Source organism: Dictyoglomus turgidum DSM 6724, from assembly GCF_000021645.1.
Lineage (GTDB): Bacteria > Dictyoglomota > Dictyoglomia > Dictyoglomales > Dictyoglomaceae > Dictyoglomus > Dictyoglomus turgidum.
Genome location: NC_011661.1, coordinates 1,528,463 through 1,548,841 on the forward strand (window position 1 = coordinate 1,528,463; position 20,379 = coordinate 1,548,841).

Here is a 20,379-nt window from a genome sequence, read left to right on the forward strand (position 1 = left end):
AATGGCGTATTTTCCTCACACCCCTCAAGAAATTAGGGAGATGCTGAATACCATAGGAGTAGACTCCATAGAGGAGCTATTTTCAGAGATTCCTGAAGAAATAAGGCAAAAAGCAAAAGAAAATTTTAAGCTTTCAGCGTCTCCCTCAGAAATTGATCTTTTAGAAGAAATAAAACAGATATCAAAGAAAAATATAGGGAAAGACTATATTTCTTTTCTTGGTGGTGGAGCATATAGACATTATATTCCATCTTTTGTAAAATTAGTAAGCCTATTTCCTACATTTTACACTTCTTATACCCCATATCAACCTGAAATAAGTCAAGGAGTACTTCAATCTATTTTTGAATATCAAAGTCTTATTTGTGATCTTACAGGTATGGAGGTAGCAAATGCATCTTTATATGAGGCAGGGTCAGGAATAGCAGAAGCAGCCCTTATGTCTGTTAGGATCACAGGCAAAAAAGAGGTTATTGTCTCCTCTGGGTTAAATCCCGAATATATCTCAGTACTTAAAACCTACCTCCAAGTCCAGAACATTGACTTAAAAATTTTACCTTTAGATGAAAATGGCGAAACCGATATTACTGCTCTTGAAAGGACCATATCCCCCAGCACTTCTGGGGTTATATTACAGAATCCTAATTTTTTTGGAGTTATAGAAACAAAACTCAAAGAGATGGAAACTCTAATTCACAAGAACAATGCATTATTCATTCTCTCTATATATCCCATCTCCCTTGGTATCCTCAAACCTCCTTCTGAATATAATGTAGACATTGTGGTAGGAGAAGGACAATCCTTGGGAATTCCATTGGGATTTGGGGGGCCTTATTTAGGAATTCTCGCTACAAAAAAAGAATTCATAAGACAAATTCCAGGAAGAATCGTTGGAGAAACCATAGACCTTGAGGGAGAAAGAGGCTTTGTAAACACTTTACAAACTCGTGAGCAACACATAAGAAGAGCAAAAGCCACATCTAACATATGTACCAATGAGGCATTATCCGCTATATCTGCTGCTGTATACATGGCTCTTCTGGGTAAGAAGGGGATTAAAAAGATTGCAGAAGTATGTTTTTCAAGAGCTCACTACTTAAAGGATAGACTTCAAAAAAAATTAGGAATAGATTTTATATATCCTAATTCCTACTTTTTTAATGAGTTTGTGATTAAAACTCCTGAAAACAGTAAGGTTTTTCTTAAAAAATTAGAAGAAAGGAAGATTCTTGGAGGAATTCCTCTTTCTAAATTCTATAAAGAAAGAGAAAAAGAAATTCTTATAGCTGTGACAGAAAGAAATTCTATAGAAGAGATTGATTATTATGTAAAATCCCTTAAGGAGGTTCTTAAAAAAGATTGAAGAAGAAAATACCTTTGATAAAAGAATTAAGTAATGATGATAGACCTAATATTCATCTTCCAGAGCCATTAGAGGAGTTCTCACCTGAAAAATTATTGCCCAAAGAATTATTAAGAGAAGATCTTCCCTTACCTCAACTAAGTGAAATTGAGGTGGTAAGACATTTTACCAATTTATCTTCTTTAGGATATGGTGTAGATCTTGGCTTCTATCCTCTTGGTTCGTGTACCATGAAATATAATCCAAAAATAAACGAGGAAATTGCAAACAATGAGTATTTTACTGATCTTCATCCCCATACTCCTGAAGATCTCTCTCAAGGAGCTCTTGAAATAATTTACAAACTTGGAGAGGCACTTTCTAAAATAACAGGAATGGATAAGTTCACTTTTCAACCTTCTGCCGGAGCCCATGGAGAGTTAACAGCCCTTCTTATGATAAAAGCATACTTAAAAGATAAGGGTGAAGATAGAAATATTGTTCTTGTACCCGACTCTGCTCATGGTACAAACCCAGCAAGTGCCTCAATGGCTGGATTTGAAACCATAGAAATACCCTCTGACGAAAGGGGACTCATAAATCCTAATATTCTTGCAAAATATTTAAATAAAAACGTGGCTGTACTAATGCTAACAAATCCTAACACCCTTGGACTTTTTGAAAGAGATATTCTTAAAATAGCTAAAATGGTACACGAAGAGGGTGCTCTTTTATATTACGATGGTGCTAATTTAAATGGAATTATGGGATATGCTCGTCCTGGAGATATGGGATTTGATGCAGTACATATAAACCTACATAAAACCTTTTCAACTCCCCATGGAGGTGGAGGACCTGGTGCAGGACCTGTAGGTGTGAAGGACTTCTTAAAAGATTACTTGCCTATTCCAACGGTAGAATTTAATGGAGAAAAATATTATCTAAATTATGATATTCCTAAAACTATAGGACGAGTAAGAACCTTTTATGGAAATTTCTTAGTTATGGTAAAGGCTTACGCTTATATTAGGCTGCTGGGAGACGAGGGACTAAAAAGAACCACCGAGATGGCAGTATTAAATGCAAATTATTTAAAAGAGAAGCTAAAAGAATATTTTAACCTTCCCTATCCATCTATATGCAAGCACGAATTTGTATTATCAGGTAAAAGACTAAAAGAAAAAGGTGTAAAAGTATTTGACATAGCAAAAAGACTATTAGATTATGGTATTCATCCTCCTACCATTTACTTCCCCCTTATAGTCGAAGAGGCATTAATGATAGAACCTACTGAAACAGAGACTAAATATACCTTGGAGGAATTTGTAGATATCATAAAAACAATCCTAAAAGAGATTGATGAAAATCCAGAAATAGTCAAAAATGCCCCCCATAATACTCCTGTAAAAAGACTAAATGAAGCCTATGCAGCAAAAATGTTAAAGGTAAATTGGAGATGACCATAAAAGTAACCCCTATAAGTACTCTGCCCATAAGTATCACAGGAGATTATTGCGCCTTACAATGTGATCACTGCAAAGCACATTTTCTCAAAAACATGACTCCTTTATACCTTTCGGAAAATAAGCTTAAAAAGGATAACAATTATAAAAGTATTCTTATAAGTGGGGGCTATAATAAAGAAGGAGTGCTACCTATAACCGATGTCCATTTAACATACCTTAAAAGATTTAAATCCATGGGATATAAATTAAACTTCCACTTAGGACTTATTAATGAAGAGGATGCTAAAAAACTTAATGGTATTCCTGACATGGTATCCTTTGATCTCATATTTGACAACTTTGTCATAAAAGAAGTATTTCACTTGAAAAGCAAAAATAAAGAAAATTTCAAAGAGTCATTTTTACTTCTCAATGAACACTTCCCAGTAAGCCCTCACATCTTGATAGGAGCAAATTATGGAAAAATAAGTAAGGAGTATGAAGAGATAGAATTTTTAGAAAAAATAAACCCAAAAAAGCTTATATTCATCGTAATCACCCCATTAAAAAATACACCTTTTGAAAAGATAGACCTTCCTCCTATTAAGGAGATAGAAGACCTTTGGAAATTTGCAAAGAAAAAACTTCCCAATACAGATCTATACCTAGGATGCGTAAGACCCAAAGGAGATTATAGATATGAATTAGATTCTCTTGCCTTAGAATTTGAATTTAAAGCAATAGTAAATCCTTATCATGATGTAATGAAGAATTTAGACGATAACAAATTTGATCAATGCTGTGCTCTACTATGAAGATTGGAGTTTCTTCTGGAAGTCTTGAAGTATTAAAAAGAAAAATATTTAAAAAAGACTCTCCCACCACTCTTTATCTTTTAATTGGAAGCAAATGTCTAAATAATTGTGCCTTTTGTATTCAAGCAAGAAACGTAAGAAAAGAAACTATTATGCTGTCAAGAATCTCATGGCCTCCTATAGATTTAGAAGAGCTTGAAACACTCCTATCAGAGTTTAATCCCTTCAAAAGAATATGCCTTCAAGTTACAAACCATTTAGGTTGGAAGGCTAATATTGTAAAGCTTACAAACGCCTTTAAAAAATATAATCTTCCTATCTCTATATCTGCACCCGTGGAGGATTTAGAAGATGTTAACTTCCTTTTTAAGAATGGAGTAGATAGGATAAACATCTCTATAGATGCGGCAGAAAAAGAACTCTATGAAAAAATTAAAGGGAAAAACTGGAAAGAGAAAATAGATCTTATAAGAGAAGCAAGCAAAATATTTCCCAAGAAAATAACAACTCATATCATTGTAGGTTTAGGAGAAAAAGAAAAATCTTTAGTAGAACTTATAAAAGACCTTTCCTGTTGGGAAGTAAAGGTTGCCCTTTTTGCCTTTACCCCATTACCAGGTACACCTCTTGAAAACCTATCCCAACCCTCCTACTTAAAATACAGAAAGATACAAATAGTTACCTATTTATTGCAAAATCATCTTATTGATTCTGAGGATTTAACCTTTGATAAAGACGAGCTTATACTAACTAAAAAGATCTTAGAAAAAGCTTATCTATATTTTCATGAAATATTTAAAACCTCTGGTTGTCCTTACTGCAACAGACCATATTATAACGAAAGTCCAAGAATTATACCCTATAATTACCCCAGAGACCTCACAAAAGAAGAGATAGAAGAGATAAAGTTGACTTTAGAAGATGGATAAAGAGTTATATAAGATACTCTATGTAGTAAGGGAATATGCAAAAGTATATAATATCACTCCCTATATTGTAGGAGGATTTATCAGAGATTACCTATTAGGGAAAAATCCAAGGGATATAGATTTCCTAATTCATCCTTTCAATGTAGATTTCATAGATCATATCGTAAAAATATTAAACGGTAGGCTCGTAATTTTAGATGAAGAGAGAAAATATTTCCGAATAGTAATAAAAAATAAAGAAAAGACTTTTGTCCTTGACTTTACTCCTATATATCAGCAAAATCTTCTCTTTGAGATTATAAGAAGAGATTTTACTATAAATTCCATAGTATTAAATCTTAAGAATTTTAAAATATTTGACCCATTAAGAGGCTTAGAGGATTTAGAAAGAAACGTGATAAAGCTTTCATCTCCCAATTCTCTAAGAGAGGACCCCTTGAGGATATTAAGAGTTTTTAGGTTTGGAGCTTCAGGCTTTAAGATAGATAAAAATGTTCTTGAAAACATAGAAAAGAATAGCCAAAACCTTTCTAAAATAAAACCTGAAAGGATTCATGAAGAGATTTATAAGATATTAAAAAATCCTTTTACCTCTCACTTTTGGAAAGAAATGGAAGAATACGGAGTATTAAAAGAGATATTTCCAGAACTTTCCAAGATAAAGTATATTCCGTGGAGTAAACCCCATCACGAAAATCCCCTTGATCACTCTATAACTACCTTATATGTTCTAGAAGACCTATTCTATAATATGGATTTTCTTTTTCCATCTATCAAAAAAGATCTGGAAAATTATTTTAGCAAAAATTTATTTTCAGAATTTACAAAAAAAGAAACCTTAAAACTTACAAGTTTGCTCCATGACATCGGAAAGAGTAAAACTTATAGTATAGATGAAGAGAATCTTGTTCATTACTATGGACATTCAAAAGTAGGGGCAGAAATGATAAAAGAAATTGCTGAAAGGTTAAAATTAAGCAACAAGGAGTTAACATTTATACAAAAACTTATAAGAAATCACATGTATCTCATTGATCTTATAAAAAACCCAGAGATAAAAACAATCCATAAACTAATCTCAAGGGTAAATGAAGATGTACCATCCCTGGTATTTCTTTTTATATCTGACCAGATAGCCATAAAAGGAAATTTTGAAAATAAAGACTACTTTGAAAAGTTGTTAGAAGAATTCTTTAAACTTAAAAATATCCCCAAACCTTTATTAAGTGGACATGAAATTATGCAATTATTTAATTTAAATCCCTCTCCAATTGTGGGTACATTAAAAGAGAAACTTATAGAAGCCCAAATAGAAGAAAGGGTAAAGACAAAAGAAGAAGCAATAAAATTTTTAAGGGAGATCTTAGAAAATGAAAGATATTCCTCAGGAAATAATTCATAAAGTGATGAGAGACTTATTAGAAAGAATATACTTACCCTTTTCATGGGGTAAGGAAACTCTTTTTTATTTTTATCATTTCCAAAAGGGAGAAGAGGAAAAGCTAATAAAATCCTTTAATTACTTTAAAGATTTTCAAAATTGGATGATCAAAAACAAATCTAAATTTAACAAGCTAATAAGAAGGCTTAATGAGATAAAAGATTTGAGGGGAGAAATTTTAGTTACATTAAGAACTACTGAAAATTTAAATAATATCAGTCTTATAATTGATGACATCAAAAATTTAATATGCCAAGAAAATATAATATTGCCTGAAGATATTTTAATCCCAGATATGAAATACTTATCCTACGAGAATTTCCTTTGGGAAGTCTTATCCTTTTATCTGAAGATGACAAAATTTATAACCTTTGCTATAAATTTTGATAAATTTCCCAAGTTATCAGAAAGATTCAAAGGAAAAAAACTCTACAAATATAATACTCCATATAAAATGGAAGAAGAAAAAAGCTTTTTACAAAACTTAATTCTTGCCATATGTGGAGTTCCAGGATTCGAGGAGATAGAGTTTTCACTATTAAACTCTATCTCCCCCAAGAGAAATTCTTTACCTGAAACCTTAGAAATAAAAGATGATATTTTTATTTTTCATAAATAGAAATTTCTATCTTCTTAAGCCAAAATTCTCCACTAGCATCCTTATCCAATCTTATCTCTACGATATTTGTCTGCCCATTAAGCCAATACTTGGAAATATTAAAAGAAGGTGTAATGTAATAATCGCTTCCAAAATCAAAACCACTAACAAGCTCCTTAGAATTTACTAAAATTACTATTGGTGCCCATGTCTCTTGAGATAAAAGAGATGAAGATATACCAGTAAGCTTAAGTATGACTCTTTTGGGAGATTCTAAGGATGAGACAGGGGTATATATTTTTAAACTACTTCCACCCTTTAAAAATGCCAAATGATACTCTCCATCTTCTTTTTCCAAATCAACTCCTTTACTAATCTCGTAACTTAAATTACCTTTTGGTGGATTTTTAGTAAAATCTAAAACAAAACTTTGTTTTGCAAGACCAATATTTAACATTAATAAGAGCATCACTCCAAGTACAACATATCTTTTCATATAATTATTCCTCCCTTTCTTTTTTGATAGCTCTTGGATGAGATACAGTATAAGTTCTTCTTATTTGGTCAGTAGTTAAATGAGTATAAATTTGAGTAGTAGAAATTCTTACGTGTCCCAAGAGCTCTTGCACGTACCTCAAGTCTGCTCCTCCTTCAAGAAGGTGGGTAGCAAAAGTATGTCTCAAAGTATGAGGAGAAATCTTTTTATTAAATTCTTTGGTATATTTTTTAATGATCATTCTTACTCCTCTATCAGAGATTCTTCCACCTTTTGCATTAAGAAAGAAGGCTTTTTCAGGTTTCTTTAGAAGTTTAGGTCTTACATAATCTTTATAAAGCTGTAATATTTTAAGAGTTTCTTCACCTACTATTACCACCCTCTCTTTAGCCCTTTTCCCAAAAACCCTAATCTCTCCATAATTCCAATTAATATCCTCCTCATTTATGCCCACAAGCTCACTTACCCTAATCCCCGTAGCATAAAGAGTTTCTATTATAGCCCTATCCCGAATGCCAATAAGATTATCTAAAGAAGGAGAATTCAAAAGTTTCCTTACTTCATCTATGGATAAAAATTGAGGAAGTTTCTTCTCAATCTTCGGTGTTGGAATAAACACGGTAAGGTCCTCTTTAATTTTTTCAAAAGTCAATAAATACTCAAAAAAGCTCCTTAAACTTATTACTTTCCTTACAAAGGTACTATTTTTATAACCTTTTTGGGCTATAAATTGAATATAACTTCTAATATTCCTTTTATTAGTAAAATCCAGATCTTTTTCTTTGCAATACTTATAAAAATCCAAAAGATCTCTAAGATAACTCCTTAAGGTATTAGGAGAATAATTTCTTTCAAATCTTAGATAATTTATATAATTCTCTATTTCTCTCTTTAGATCCAAATTCATACGTTGATCGCAAATCTCCTTATTACATCCTCAAGATCTCTAAGTGCTCTTTCAGCAAGGAGTCTGTTCCTAAGCTTTTTATCTTTTATAGGCTTATCAAGAGGTAATAATATACCCCAATTGGCATTCATAGGCTGATAATATCTCACCGGCACCTTTGTAGTAACATAAGAGATAAGAGCTCCAATCATAGTAGTTGGAGGTAAAATAATCAAAGGCTTTCCCTTATACAAACGTGCTGCATTTATTCCTGCCACAATTCCCATAGCAGCTGACTCCATATAACCTTCTACTCCTATTAGTTGCCCTGCAAAAAACACCCTTTCATCTTTTATAAACTGGAGAGTGGCTTTCAAGAACTTCGGAGCATAAAAATAGGTATTTCTATGCATTACTCCATACCTTGCAAATTCTGCATTCTCAAGTCCAGGTATCATTCTAAAGATTCTTCTCTGTTCTTGAAATTTCAATCTTGTTTGAAATCCTACCATGCTATAAAGGGTTTTCTGAATATTTTCAGGTCTGAGCTGAACTACTGCATAAGGTTCCTTTCCTGTTTTAGGATCTATTAGCCCAATAGGTTTCATAGGTCCATATCTTAAGGTATCAATACCTCTTTTAGCAAGGACCTCTATAGGGAGACATCCTTCAAAAAACTTTTCTTCTCCAGGATAATGGGATTCAACAGTCTCGGCATTAATAAGCTCTTCTACAAACCTTTCATATTCCTCCTTAGTCATGGGACAGTTAAGATAAGTTTCTTCTCCTTTTCCATAACGGGAGGCACTAAAGACCTTTTCATAATTAATGCTATCAGCGTAGATTATAGGTGATACCGCATCATAAAAATACAAAGAGTCAGTATCAAGAACCTCCATTAAATGTTCCGCAAAATCTGAAGAGGTTAAAGGGCCTGTGGCAACTATTACTATACCTTCCTTAGGTAGCTTTTTGACTTCTTCTCTTATTACGGTAACATAAGGACTCTCAAGTAATATTTCTTGAACTCTTTTTGAAAAAAGTTCCCTATCTACAGCTAAAGCAACTCCTGCAGGAACCCTTGTTTCCTCTGCTACCCTTAAAAGTAGAGAGTCTAGTTTCCTCATCTCTTCTTTTAAAAGACCTGATGCATTGGTTATCTCTGTAGATTTAAAGGAATTGCTACAAACAAGTTCTGCAAGGTATTCTGTCTTATGCACTGGAGTTGTAACTATAGGTCTCATCTCATATATCTCAACAGGAATCTTCCTTTTAGCAAGCTGCCATGCTGCCTCTGATCCAGCAAGTCCTCCACCTATTATTTTGACTTTTTCCATCTCTTTCTCCTCCCTGTCCATACAATATAATTACAATCTTTATTACTGCATTTCTTAAATCCGTTCCCCTTAAGCATGGTGCTTCCACACTGAGGGCATTTTTCATTTAATGGTTCATAAGGGGATGCAAAGCTACACTCAGGATAATTTATACAACCCCAAAAAGTCTTTTTTGTCTTTTTTGCTTTTTTCTTTACCACAACCCCACCACATAGTGGACATCTACCTTGAGCCTCTTCATATATAGGTTTTGTGTATTTACACTCAGGATATCGTGAACAAGCATAATACTTTCCATTTTTATTCTCTCTTATAACCAACTTACTACCACAAAGAGGACAAATCTCATCAGTTTTTTCTATCACTTGAATTTTTCCAATATTTTTTGATACTTTTTCAAGCTCTTCTTTAAAAGCTGGATAAAACTTTTTCAACACTTCAATTGCCTTTACCTTCCCACTTTCTATCTTATCTAAATCCTCCTCCATCCTTGCAGTAAATTTTACATCAATAAGGTGAGGAAATTGCTTTGTCAAAAAGTCATTTACCACCTTTCCAAGGGTTGTTGGAACAAGAGTTCTATCTTTAACCTCTACGTATTTTCGTTCTTTTAAAGTCTCAATTATTGTAGCATAGGTACTTGGCCGTCCAACACCATATTTTTCAAGAGTCCTAACAAGAGTTGCTTCAGTATATCTTGGAGGAGGTTCTGTAAAAAATTGCCTTGGGATAAGAGTTGTCAGTTTTACGTTCTTTCCCTCCTCAGGTACATAATCTATATTAACTTCATCTTTTTCCTCTCCATTCTCTTCTTTCTCCATGTAAAGAGACATAAATCCTGCAAATTTCAGCTTCTTACCCTTAGAAAGAAATACATAATCTCCACCTTTTATGTAGATCTCCACCACCTCAAATATTGCATGATTCATCTGGCTTGCTATAAATCTTTCCCATATGAGCTTGTATATCTTAAATTGCTCATCAGTTAAATATTTCCTAATTTTTTCAGGATCCCTAAATACAGAAGTAGGTCTTATGGCTTCATGAGCATCCTGTACCCCTAATTTTTTCTTTTCCTTATGCTCCTTACCCACATATTCTTTTCCAAAGCCCGATTCAATATATTGAACAGCTTCCTCTCTTGCCTCAGGAGCAATTCTTGTAGAATCAGTCCTCATATAGGTTATAAGCCCGATTCTCTCATTCCCTATATCAACTCCCTCATAAAGAGATTGGGCTATCTTCATAGTCTTTCCTACAGGAAAACCAAACCTCTTTGAAGCCTCTTGTTGAAGAGTACTGGTTATGAAAGGAGGCGGTGGTGTTCTTTTCTCTTCTTTTATTACAACTTTGTCAATTCTATAATCAAGACAATTTAATATTCTAATGATCTTATTTACTTCCTGTTCATTTTTAACATTTACCTCTTCATCTTTATATAAAATAAGCTTTCCATATAGCACTTTTTCTTCATCTCTAAATTCTCCATATATATACCAATACTCTTCAGGAATAAATTTTTCAATTTCTTCTTCTCTCTCACATATAAACCTAAGAGCCACCGATTGAACTCTGCCAGCAGAAAGTCCTTTTCTTACTTTTTCCCAAAGTAGTGGACTCAACTCGTACCCCACAAGCCTATCAAGAATTCTTCTCGCTTGCTGAGCCTCAACTCTATCTAGATCTATTTCTCTTGGATTCTTTATTGCTTCAAGAATTGCCCTTGGAGTTATTTCATGAAACTCTATTCGTGTAAATTTTTCCTTCGGAAGCTTTAATTCTTCTACTAAATGCCAAGCAATAGCTTCCCCTTCTCTATCAGGATCTGTAGCGAGATACAACTTTTCTGCCTTTTTTGACAAATCCTTAATAGTATCAATAATTTTCTTTCGAGAAGGTAAAAGCACATACTTGGGTTTAAAATTATTCTCTATATCAACTCCAAGTTCCTTTTCTGGTAGATCCCTTATATGTCCATAAGAAGCCAAAACCTTAAACTCTTTTCCAAGAATCTTCTCTATAGTCTTAGCCTTTGCAGGTGATTCTACAATGATTAATTTTTCGTTATCCATCAATAATAACACTCCTTTTTTTAGCATATCTTAGTCCGGGATATTCTTCTACAAAGCCCTTTCCTTGCAAGGATATTATTATAAACATCAATCTGGATAAATCAATATTTAAATTCTTCATTAAATCCTCGATAAAAATAGGCTCTAAACCCAAAAAATTAAGTACTAATTTTTCTTCTTCGGTCAATTCAAAGTCTTTTTCTTTTCTCACCTCATAAGGAATGTTATATTCCTCAAGAATATCTCCTATATCAATCACCATTTTAGCCCCATCCTTTATAAGTTTATTGGTGCCAATACTCTTCTCATCGGTTAACCTACCTGGAATAGCAAAAACATCCCTTCCTTCATTTGCTGCAAAACCTGCAGTAATCAAGGCCCCACTTTTCTCTCCTGCCTCAACCACCAATATGCCTTGACATATACCACTTATTATTCTATTTCTTTGAGGAAAAGTATAACGCGCAGGTCTTGTTCCAAGAGGATATTCGCTAATAATAGCTCCACTTTCCATGATCTTCTCCGCAAGCTTTAAATTCCCTGATGGATATATATGATCTAAAGAGCTTCCAAGAACAGCAAAAGTTTTTCCTCCACCTTCAATAGCTCCCTTATGGGCATAAGTATCAATACCATATGCAAGTCCGCTTACCACCACAAAGCCATACTTTACTAACTCTCTTGCAAAACTTTCTGCCATCTTAACTCCATAAGCTGAAGGTCTTCTTGTTCCAACAATACCTATAAATTTTTCTCCCTCTATACTTCCCTTATATAAGAGGAGGGGTGGTGAATTCTTAATTTCTTTTAGTAAAGGAGGAAAGTCTTCTTCCCATAACGTGACCATCTTTATACAATGCTTTTCAAGCTTTTCCCACTCTTTCTCCCAATTAAACCTACGCTTAAAAACAATAAACTCTTGAATTAGAGAGGATCCTGAAAATAAATTAATTAACTCACTTTCAGAAAGAAAAAACAACTCTTTTGGACTTATAATATCAATCCATTCTCTCCATCTTCTAAATAAAGGGGAGAAGAAGCTTAAAGCATATATAAAAGGTTTATCTTCAACTCTAAATTGATACATTCCGAATTATTTTACCAAAATTTGGTAAAAAATCAAAAAGGGGAGGAAAAGATCTCTCCTCCCCTCTTAATTCTTAGAAAGCGAAGTAAAGAATAAAGAGTATAGAGAGGATTATTAGAACAGGATTGAGATCCTTAAATTTTCCAGTAAGAATTTTCAATAACACATAACTTAGAATGCCAAGAATTAAACCATTGGCAACAGAATAAGTAAAGGGCATTGCAATAATTGTTACAAAAGCAGGAAGAGCCTCAGCAATGTCCTTAAAATTAATTTTTAGTATAGGCTCCATCATAAGAAATCCAACTATCACAAGAGCTGGAGCAGTAGCTGCCGATGGTATTATACCTGCAAGAGGCCAAAGGATGATAGAAAGAAGAAACAAAAGACCTGTAACTAATGATACTGCTCCTGTCTTTCCTCCCTCAGCAATTCCAGCAGCAGATTCAATATAGGTAGTAATAGTAGAGGTACCACAGAGGGCTCCAGCGATAGTTCCAACAGCATCACTTACAAGAGCCCTTTCTGCTCCCTCAAAACTTCCATCCTCTTTTAAAATATTTAACTTAGAAGCAAGTCCTGATATTGTCCCTACTGTATCAAACATATCCACAAAAGTGAAGGTAAAAATTATAGAAAAGAATCCCCACTTTAAAGCACCTAATATATCAAGAGATAAAAAGGTCTTTGAAAATTCACCCCAATTGGGTAGAGCTATAATATTACCAGTAAAATGGGTAATATATTCTCCATTTGATCCTTTAACAAAAGCTCCCACAATTGTGGTGATGATAATACCAAGAAGAATATTTCCTTTAACATTTAAAGCCATAAGAAGGGCTATGACTATTATTCCAAAAATAGAAAGAAGGGTTTCTGGAGTCTTTAAAGATCCAAGGGTAACCAGGGTAGCATCACTTTTCACTACAATTCCTGCAGACCTTAAACCAATAAGCGCTATAAACAATCCAATACCTACTGACGTGGCAAGCTTTATATTAAGGGGAATTGATTGTATGATCCACTTTCTCACAGGTAATATGGATAATATAAGGAAGATTATTCCATCAATAAAAACTGCTCCTAAAGCTACTTGCCATGGAAGTCCAAATCCGTGACATACTGAGTAGGCAAAATAGGCATTCAAGCCCATTCCTGGAGCAAGAGCAAAGGGAAGCTTCGCATAAAGTCCCATAGTAAGAGTAGCTATACCAGCTCCAATAGCTGTTGCCATTAACACTGCGGACTTTGGCATACCCGCATCGCCTAATATATTTGGATTCACAAATAAAATGTATGCCATGGTAACAAAAGTAGTAAGTCCTGCTATGATCTCGTTAGACCAAGATGTACCCTTTTCTCTAAATCCAAAATATTTAGCTAATGCTCCAAACAAATAAAATACCCCCTTTCAACAAAAAAAATTACAAATTTGAAATGAAATCCTCAAGCCCTCTGTAAGATAAAGCCTCAGCTAAATGCTCTATTCTAATATACTCATTTTTCTCTAAGTCTGCAATAGTTCTTGCCACCTTTATTATCCTATCTACCGCACGCATTGATAAATTCTTTCCATCCACTGCATCCAATAGAAACCTTTGAACATCTTTGGAAAGGACACCATATTTCTTAAGAGTCTTTGGAGTTAATTGAGAATTTAATTGAAATTTTTCTTTTTTATATCTCTCTTTTTGTATCTCTCTAGCTTCGATTACTCTCTTCCTTATCTCTTCTGAACTTTCTTCCTCAGTATCGCTAAATATCTTCTCTTTTTCAATCCTTCCTACATATACTCTAATATCTATTCTATCCAAAAGAGGACCAGAAACTTTTGACCAATATTTTTTTACCTCAAAAGGAGAACAAGTACATTCCTTTTCCTTATCTCCAAAATGTCCACACTTACATGGATTCATACCTGCAAGTAGAATAAACTGAGCAGGATAAACCACAGTATATTTAGACCTTGAAATAACAATCCTACCTTCCTCAAGAGGTTGTCTTAATGCCTCTAAAACATCCCTTCTAAATTCAGGAAGTTCATCTAAGAATAAAACTCCTCGATGAGCGAGGGTTATTTCTCCAATCTGAGGATTAGAGCCTCCTCCCAGAAGACCTGCATAAGATATGGTATGATGAGGGTTTCTAAACGGCCTTTCCAATACTAAAGATTCCTTATCTAAAAGACCAGCAGCACTATAAATCTGAGTCACCTCAAAAGCTTCTTCATAAGTAAGAGGAGGCAATATAGAAGGAAAGGTTCTTGCAAGGAGAGTCTTACCTGTTCCAGGAGGTCCCACTAATAGAACATTATGTCCTCCTGCTGCAGATATTTCCAAAGCTCTTTTAGCATAAGCTTGCCCCTTTATAAAGGAAAAATCTTCACTAAACGTAGGTATATAATCTGGAAAACTATATTTCAAAGGCTTAATCTTGATCTCTCCTGTCAAAAATTTAACTAGCTCTGAAATATGAGATATAGGATAAATCTCAACTTCATCCACTAAAGCACACTCAAATTCATTTTCTTTTGGCACAAAAAACCTTTTATAGCCTTTATTTTTTAATCCATAAACTAAAGAAAGTAAGCCTTTGCCTTTTCTTATTTTACCTTCAAAGGAAAGCTCGCCAAAGAAAGCTGATTCTTCGGGATTAAAATCAAAGTTCATATAATTAGAAAGAATACCTATAGCAATAGGCAAATCGAATAAAGGACTGTTCTTTTTTAGATCTGCAGGAGCAAGATTAATAGTTATTCTCTTTAAAGGAAATTCATACCCTGAATTTTTAAGTGCAGACCTTACCCTCTCCTTAGATTCCTGAATCTCTTGTTCTGCAAGTCCTACTATATTAAAGCTTGGTACACCACTAGAAATGTCAATCTCAATCTCTACTTCATGACAATTTAGCCCTAAAAGAGTTGCTGACCTTATTTTAGAAAGCATTAGGTAAATACTCCCAGTTTAAAACTTCCCCCTTGGGAGAAAGGATTATACTCATAATATCAAATCTTATCTCTTTAAATCTAAGTTGTTTATTCTTTACATATATTTCTGCTATCTTTTTAATTCTATTTTGTTTTTCAAAGCTTACCGATTCTACAGGCATACCAAAATCTAAATTTCGCCTCGTTTTTACCTCTACAAAAATTAAAATATCTCCCTTCCTTGCAATAATATCAATTTCTCCAAAAGAGACCTTATAATTCCTCTCAAGCACAATAAAACCTCTACTACTCAAAAACTCTACTGTAAAGTCCTCCCCCAACTTACCTATCTCTTTATTATTCATAAAAGTTTAAAACCCTTTCTATGAATTAAAAGACTACCCAAGCTTTTTATCTTTTCTCTATGCTCCTTCGTAGCATATCCTTTATGCCTACTAAAACCATATCCTGGATACTCCTTATCAAGCTCCTTCATGTACCTATCTCTCAAAACCTTTGCCACAATAGATGCTGAAGCAATACTCAAACACTTCCGATCCCCCTTTACAATGGTTTCTTGGGGTATATCCATGTTAGGAATAGGAATGTTTCCATCTACAAGTAAATACTCAGGTTTAATTTCTAATTTTTCTATGGCTCTTCTCATAGCCAAAAGGGTAGCTTTTAAGATACCTAATTCTTCTATTTCTTCCACTGTGGCATAACCAAAGCTCCAACATAGAGCTTCTTTCTTAATTATCTCAAAAAGTTCTTCTCTCTCCTTAGGAGATAACAATTTGGAGTCATTTACAGGAATAGAAGATAGGGGAGGAAGAATAACTGCTCCTGCATAAACAGGGCCGGCCAGTGCTCCTCTCCCTGCCTCATCTACACCTGCAATATATCTAAAATAATACCAGAGCTCCCTCTCTCTTTCTCCTAATGTACGAGGCCTATTCTTTGGGGAGGCCATAAGAGGAGCACCGCTTTTCCTACAAGGTTTTTCTTTGGAACAAATCCCCAATATCTACTATCTACACTTACAGGTCTATTATCACCAAGGACAAAATAACTATCCTTAGGTACCTTTACCGGTCCATAGTTATCATAGCTTTTATTCTTAACATAAGGTTCGTCTAATGCTTTTCCATTAATATAAACTACTCCATTTTTTAATTCCACTATATCTCCAGGAATTCCTATTAATCTCTTTACGTACTCTTTTGTTGGATCCTCGGGATATTTGAAAACAATAATCTCCCCTCTTTTTGGCTCTCTAAAATAGTAGGGTATTCTCACTACGAGAACCGCTTCCCTTTCATTTAAAGTTGGTATCATAGAACCAGTAGGAATATAGGAAATCTGCAATATAAAGCTTTTTATTATGAAAGCTAATATAAATGCTAATACAATAGTTTCAAGAAGATCATACCATTCATGCTGTTTTAATTCCTGCCTCTTAGAAAGTATTTTGCTTACAATCTCCAAAATTTTATCCTTCATTTTCTTCCCTCTCAGCTATTTTTGCACTCTTGCCTTTTCTCTCCCTTAAATAATAGAGTTTAGCTCTTCTTACCCTACCTCTTCTTACCACTTCAATTTTTTCTACTAAAGGAGAATGTAAGGGAAAGATTCTCTCAACACCAACCCCTTGAACTACCTTCCTTACAGTTATAGTCTCTCTAATACCTCCATGCTTTTTTGCAATCACTACACCCTCATAAACTTGTATTCTCTCTTTATCACCTTCCACTATACGATAGTGTACCCTTACAGTATCTCCTGGCCATATTTCGGGAATATCCTTTTTCATATATTCCTTCTCTAAATTTTGAATTATAAGATCCATTTTTCTATACCTCCTCTCTTAGCTCTTTTTTTATTTCTTCTAAAAGTTCAAGATCTTCTTGGGTCAAGCTAGTTTTCTCAAGAAGATCAGGTCTTTTTAAGAAAGTTTTCTTTAAAGCTTCCTTTCTCCTCCATCTTCTAATTCTTTCATGATTTCCAGAAAGTAAAATATCAGGAACCTTCATACCCTCAAAATCTCTTGGATGGGTATACTGAGGATATTCCAATATACCCCACTGAAAGGATTCCTCCCTCAAGGAATCAGGATCTCCCAAAACCCCGGGCACAAGCCTAACCACGGCATCTACTATTACCATTGCAGGTATTTCTCCTCCAGTTAAAACATAGTCACCTATAGAGATTTCCCTCGTTATTATACTCTTCACCCTCTCGTCTACTCCTTCATATCTACCACATATCAGTATTAGATGATTTTTCTTAGATAATTCTTCCGCAATTTTCTGATTAAATAAATCTCCACTTGGTGAAAGTAAAATTACCTCACTATCCTCTTTTTTCAAACTTCTCACAGCCTTAAATATTGGCTCGGGCTTCATCACCATCCCCGAACCCCCGCCATAGGGATAATCATCAACGGTCCTATGTTTATCTTCTGTAAAATCTCTCAGATTATATACCTTAATTTCTACCAAACCTTTATCTTGAGCCTTCTTTAAAATACTTACATCAAAAGGACCTTTAAACATTTCAGGGAAAATTGTTACTATGTCTATCCTTAACATCTTCAATACTCTTCCATTTTCCTTATAATAATTTTTCCTTCGTCCAAATTTATCTCAACTATTACATCTTTTATAGCAGGAATATATATATCTTCATCTTCTCCCTCAACTATATATACATCATTACTTCCAGTTTCAAGTATCTCTTTAACTTTCCCCAAATATTCACCACTTTCCTCGTATACCGAGAGCCCCATTATCTGATACGTGTAATACTGCCCCTCAGGAAGTTTTGGTAGATCCTCCTCCTCTATTAAAAGCCAATTCCCTCTAATCTTTTCTGCATCTTCTCTTGTCTCTATTTCAGAAAAATAAATAACATAACCTTTATTATGTTCTCTTATATTCTCCAAGGAGAGTTCTCTTCTCACTAAAAGAGTATCTCCCCAAGACAAATAGATCTTCTGTCCCTTCTTTAAAGTATCAATCAAGTCAAAGAAGGGCCAAATCTTAATACCACCTTTTATACCAAAGGGTTCACCCAATTTAGCAATTCTTACCAAACGAGACCTCATTCTCTATTGTAGTACTTCAATTACAACCTTCTTTCCCTTCTTAAGTCCAGCAACCCTCACTATAGTCTGCAATGCCTTAACAGTTTGTCCTTGTTTCCCTATTACCCTGCCCCTATCTTCTGGAGCAACTTTTACCTCAAGAATTACAGACTTAGTCCCTTCTACTTCTCTTACTTCGACCTCCTCGGGCTTTTGTACAATCGCCTTAATAATATACTCCAAAAGCTCTTTCATTAACCAAAGCCCCCTTTACGCAGAACTCTTTGCACTTTTCTTCATAGCTAAAAACTTATCCCACACACCATATCTCTTTAGAATACTAAGAACAGTATCTGTAGGCTGAGCACCTTGACTAAGCCAGTAGAGGATTCTTTCTTCCTTTAGTTGAATCGTAGCTGGATCTGTTTTAGGATCATAAAAACCCAAAATCTCTAAATGTTTTCCGTCCCTTGGCTCTCTACTATCCATAGCAACTATTCTGTAAGCTGGCTTATTTTTTGCCCCAACCCTTGTAAGACGAATTTTTACCAACTAAAATCACCTCCTTTTTTAATTTATTTTATCTAAAAAATGGGAACATAGATTTTTTACCTTTATTAATCTGCTTTATTAACTCAAGGGTCTGAAAATATTGTTTTAATAATCTATTCACATCCTGTACCGAAGTACCACTTCCTCTTGCAATCCTTTGCCTCCTACTACCATTAATTATGGAAGGATTTCTTCTTTCCTCAGGTGTCATTGATTCTATTATAGCAAGAAATTTTTTGATCTCCTTCTCACTTAATTCCACATTTATTTTATTTTTAGGAACATAAGGAAGCATATCAAGGATCTGCTCAAAAGTTCCCACTTTTTTAAGTTCCTTTAATTGAATATAAAAATCTTCAAGATCAAACTTAGATTTCTTTAGCTTTTCTTCCAATTTTGCCATTTTCTCTAATTCTATATTCTTTTCTATCTTCTCCACAAGGGATGCGAGATCGCCCATTCCAAGGATTCTTGAAGCTAGTCTATCAGGATAGAAATACTCTAAATCCTCAATCTTTTCTCCAACCCCTATAAACTTAATAGGTTTACCAGTGATAGCCTTAACTGAAAGTGCTGCTCCACCCCGAGCATCACCATCCATCTTGGTTAAAATCACTCCTGTTAAAGGCAACTTCTCGTTAAACTTCTCAGCAATATTTACCGCATCTTGCCCTGTCATTCCATCTACCACAAGCAATATCTCCGAGGGATGGTATCTTTTGTTTAATTCACTTAACTCGTTCATCATTTCTTCATCAATATGAAGTCTACCAGTAGTATCCACAATCATAACATCAGAAAACTTTTCTCTTGCTACTTTTAATGCTCCATCAATTATCTCAAAAGGATTACTTCCATCAATATACACAGGAACTTTAATCTTCTCCCCGAGAATCTGAAGCTGCTTTCCTGCTGCAGGCCTAAAAGTATCCGCTCCTACTAAAAGAACTCTCCTTTGTTCTTGAGAAAGTCTATATGCAAGTTTTGCACAAGTAGTAGTTTTTCCTGAACCCTGAAGTCCTACTACTAAAATTATTCCTGGTTTTTTATCTCCAAGATTTAGATCTACTTTTTCACCACCAAGAATATTTAAAAGTTCATAGTATAGTATTCTTATTATCTGTTCTGCAGGAGTTACACTCTTTAAAACATCTTCTTGTAAGGCTTTCGTCTTTACATTATTCAAAAGTTCCTTGACCACCTTATAATGAGCATCAGCCTCCAAGAGAGCTTGCCTTACCTCTCTTAGAGCTTCTTCAATGTCCTTTTCGGTAAGTTTTCCCTTTCCTCTTAATTTTCTAAATATCTCTTGGAGCCTACTTGTAAGATTCTCAAACATATCTTTTCCTTTTTAATTTTTTTATAGAA

The 20,379-nt window shown here is 34.3% G+C and carries 22 protein-coding genes; 6 read left to right on the forward strand and 16 right to left on the reverse strand.

Features of this window, described 5'->3' with window-relative positions; genetic code table 11:
- The first annotated feature begins 1 nt into the window (after window position 1).
- From gcvPA to DTUR_RS07875, 6 genes are read left to right on the forward strand one after another with little or no spacing between them, the layout of a single operon-like run.
- Window positions 2-1,363, forward strand: a complete 1,362-nt coding sequence (gene gcvPA, locus DTUR_RS07850) for an aminomethyl-transferring glycine dehydrogenase subunit GcvPA (RefSeq protein ID WP_012583867.1) — start codon at window positions 2-4, stop codon at window positions 1,361-1,363.
- On the forward strand, window positions 1,360-2,802 hold the full coding sequence (gcvPB, locus tag DTUR_RS07855) for an aminomethyl-transferring glycine dehydrogenase subunit GcvPB (RefSeq protein ID WP_012583868.1): 1,443 nt from the start codon (window positions 1,360-1,362) through the stop codon (window positions 2,800-2,802). Before gcvPA ends, gcvPB begins: the two co-directional genes overlap by 4 nt.
- Entirely contained in the window at window positions 2,799-3,602 is an 804-nt protein-coding gene (lipS1, locus tag DTUR_RS07860; RefSeq protein ID WP_012583869.1) for a LipS1 family lipoyl synthase, read from the forward strand. The genes gcvPB and lipS1 overlap by 4 nt, the downstream gene beginning before the upstream one ends.
- A complete protein-coding gene (gene lipS2 / locus DTUR_RS07865; RefSeq protein WP_012583870.1) occupies window positions 3,599-4,531 on the forward strand; it encodes a LipS2 family lipoyl synthase in 933 nt (310 codons plus the stop codon). The genes lipS1 and lipS2 overlap by 4 nt, the downstream gene beginning before the upstream one ends.
- A complete protein-coding gene (locus tag DTUR_RS07870; protein ID WP_012583871.1) occupies window positions 4,524-5,933 on the forward strand; it encodes a CCA tRNA nucleotidyltransferase in 1,410 nt (469 codons plus the stop codon). Before lipS2 ends, DTUR_RS07870 begins: the two co-directional genes overlap by 8 nt.
- Complete coding sequence (locus DTUR_RS07875; protein ID WP_242603693.1) at window positions 5,902-6,591, forward strand: DNA repair protein Rad50; 690 nt, start codon at window positions 5,902-5,904, stop codon at window positions 6,589-6,591. The genes DTUR_RS07870 and DTUR_RS07875 overlap by 32 nt, the downstream gene beginning before the upstream one ends.
- Here the strand turns inward: DTUR_RS07875 and DTUR_RS07880 are convergent.
- From DTUR_RS07880 to ffh, 16 genes are all read right to left on the reverse strand, one after another.
- The gene (locus tag DTUR_RS07880) at window positions 6,575-7,066 is read right to left on the reverse strand and encodes a hypothetical protein (protein WP_012583873.1); all 492 of its coding nucleotides are present in this window, start codon (window positions 7,064-7,066) and stop codon (window positions 6,575-6,577) included. The two genes, DTUR_RS07875 and DTUR_RS07880, sit on opposite strands and share 17 nt — an antisense overlap.
- 4 nt (window positions 7,067-7,070) lie before the next feature.
- Window positions 7,071-7,973, reverse strand: coding sequence for a site-specific tyrosine recombinase/integron integrase (gene xerA, locus DTUR_RS07885; protein WP_012583874.1), 903 nt, complete (start codon window positions 7,971-7,973; stop codon window positions 7,071-7,073).
- Window positions 7,970-9,289 (reverse strand): methylenetetrahydrofolate--tRNA-(uracil(54)-C(5))-methyltransferase (FADH(2)-oxidizing) TrmFO, encoded by a 1,320-nt coding sequence (gene trmFO / locus DTUR_RS07890; RefSeq protein WP_012583875.1) that lies wholly within the window; start codon window positions 9,287-9,289, stop codon window positions 7,970-7,972. The genes xerA and trmFO overlap by 4 nt, the downstream gene beginning before the upstream one ends.
- Window positions 9,271-11,361 (reverse strand): type I DNA topoisomerase, encoded by a 2,091-nt coding sequence (gene topA, locus DTUR_RS07895; RefSeq protein ID WP_012583876.1) that lies wholly within the window; start codon window positions 11,359-11,361, stop codon window positions 9,271-9,273. Before topA ends, trmFO begins: the two co-directional genes overlap by 19 nt.
- On the reverse strand, window positions 11,354-12,448 hold the full coding sequence (gene dprA / locus DTUR_RS07900) for a DNA-processing protein DprA (RefSeq protein ID WP_012583877.1): 1,095 nt from the start codon (window positions 12,446-12,448) through the stop codon (window positions 11,354-11,356). The genes topA and dprA overlap by 8 nt, the downstream gene beginning before the upstream one ends.
- Window positions 12,449-12,521: 73 nt before the next feature.
- A complete protein-coding gene (locus DTUR_RS07905) occupies window positions 12,522-13,844 on the reverse strand; it encodes an NCS2 family permease (RefSeq protein WP_012583878.1) in 1,323 nt (440 codons plus the stop codon).
- A gap of 28 nt (window positions 13,845-13,872) precedes the next feature.
- Window positions 13,873-15,393, reverse strand: coding sequence for a YifB family Mg chelatase-like AAA ATPase (locus tag DTUR_RS07910; protein ID WP_012583879.1), 1,521 nt, complete (start codon window positions 15,391-15,393; stop codon window positions 13,873-13,875).
- The gene (locus tag DTUR_RS07915; protein WP_012583880.1) at window positions 15,383-15,739 is read right to left on the reverse strand and encodes a YraN family protein; all 357 of its coding nucleotides are present in this window, start codon (window positions 15,737-15,739) and stop codon (window positions 15,383-15,385) included. The genes DTUR_RS07910 and DTUR_RS07915 overlap by 11 nt, the downstream gene beginning before the upstream one ends.
- Complete coding sequence (locus tag DTUR_RS07920) at window positions 15,736-16,347, reverse strand: ribonuclease HII (RefSeq protein WP_012583881.1); 612 nt, start codon at window positions 16,345-16,347, stop codon at window positions 15,736-15,738. Before DTUR_RS07920 ends, DTUR_RS07915 begins: the two co-directional genes overlap by 4 nt.
- A complete protein-coding gene (gene lepB, locus DTUR_RS07925) occupies window positions 16,314-16,877 on the reverse strand; it encodes a signal peptidase I (protein WP_012583882.1) in 564 nt (187 codons plus the stop codon). The genes DTUR_RS07920 and lepB overlap by 34 nt, the downstream gene beginning before the upstream one ends.
- On the reverse strand, window positions 16,867-17,223 hold the full coding sequence (rplS, locus tag DTUR_RS07930; protein WP_012583883.1) for a 50S ribosomal protein L19: 357 nt from the start codon (window positions 17,221-17,223) through the stop codon (window positions 16,867-16,869). The genes lepB and rplS overlap by 11 nt, the downstream gene beginning before the upstream one ends.
- A gap of 4 nt (window positions 17,224-17,227) precedes the next feature.
- On the reverse strand, window positions 17,228-17,965 hold the full coding sequence (gene trmD / locus DTUR_RS07935) for a tRNA (guanosine(37)-N1)-methyltransferase TrmD (RefSeq protein ID WP_012583884.1): 738 nt from the start codon (window positions 17,963-17,965) through the stop codon (window positions 17,228-17,230).
- Window positions 17,966-17,967: 2 nt separating this feature from the next.
- Complete coding sequence (gene rimM, locus DTUR_RS07940) at window positions 17,968-18,468, reverse strand: ribosome maturation factor RimM (protein ID WP_012583885.1); 501 nt, start codon at window positions 18,466-18,468, stop codon at window positions 17,968-17,970.
- A gap of 15 nt (window positions 18,469-18,483) precedes the next feature.
- On the reverse strand, window positions 18,484-18,714 hold the full coding sequence (locus DTUR_RS07945; protein ID WP_012547534.1) for a KH domain-containing protein: 231 nt from the start codon (window positions 18,712-18,714) through the stop codon (window positions 18,484-18,486).
- 15 nt (window positions 18,715-18,729) lie between these two features.
- Window positions 18,730-19,011: a 30S ribosomal protein S16 gene (gene rpsP, locus DTUR_RS07950; protein ID WP_012583886.1), complete on the reverse strand. Its 282-nt coding sequence runs from the start codon at window positions 19,009-19,011 to the stop codon at window positions 18,730-18,732.
- A gap of 28 nt (window positions 19,012-19,039) precedes the next feature.
- Window positions 19,040-20,350: a signal recognition particle protein gene (gene ffh / locus DTUR_RS07955; RefSeq protein WP_012583887.1), complete on the reverse strand. Its 1,311-nt coding sequence runs from the start codon at window positions 20,348-20,350 to the stop codon at window positions 19,040-19,042.
- Window positions 20,351-20,379: the final 29 nt, after the last annotated feature.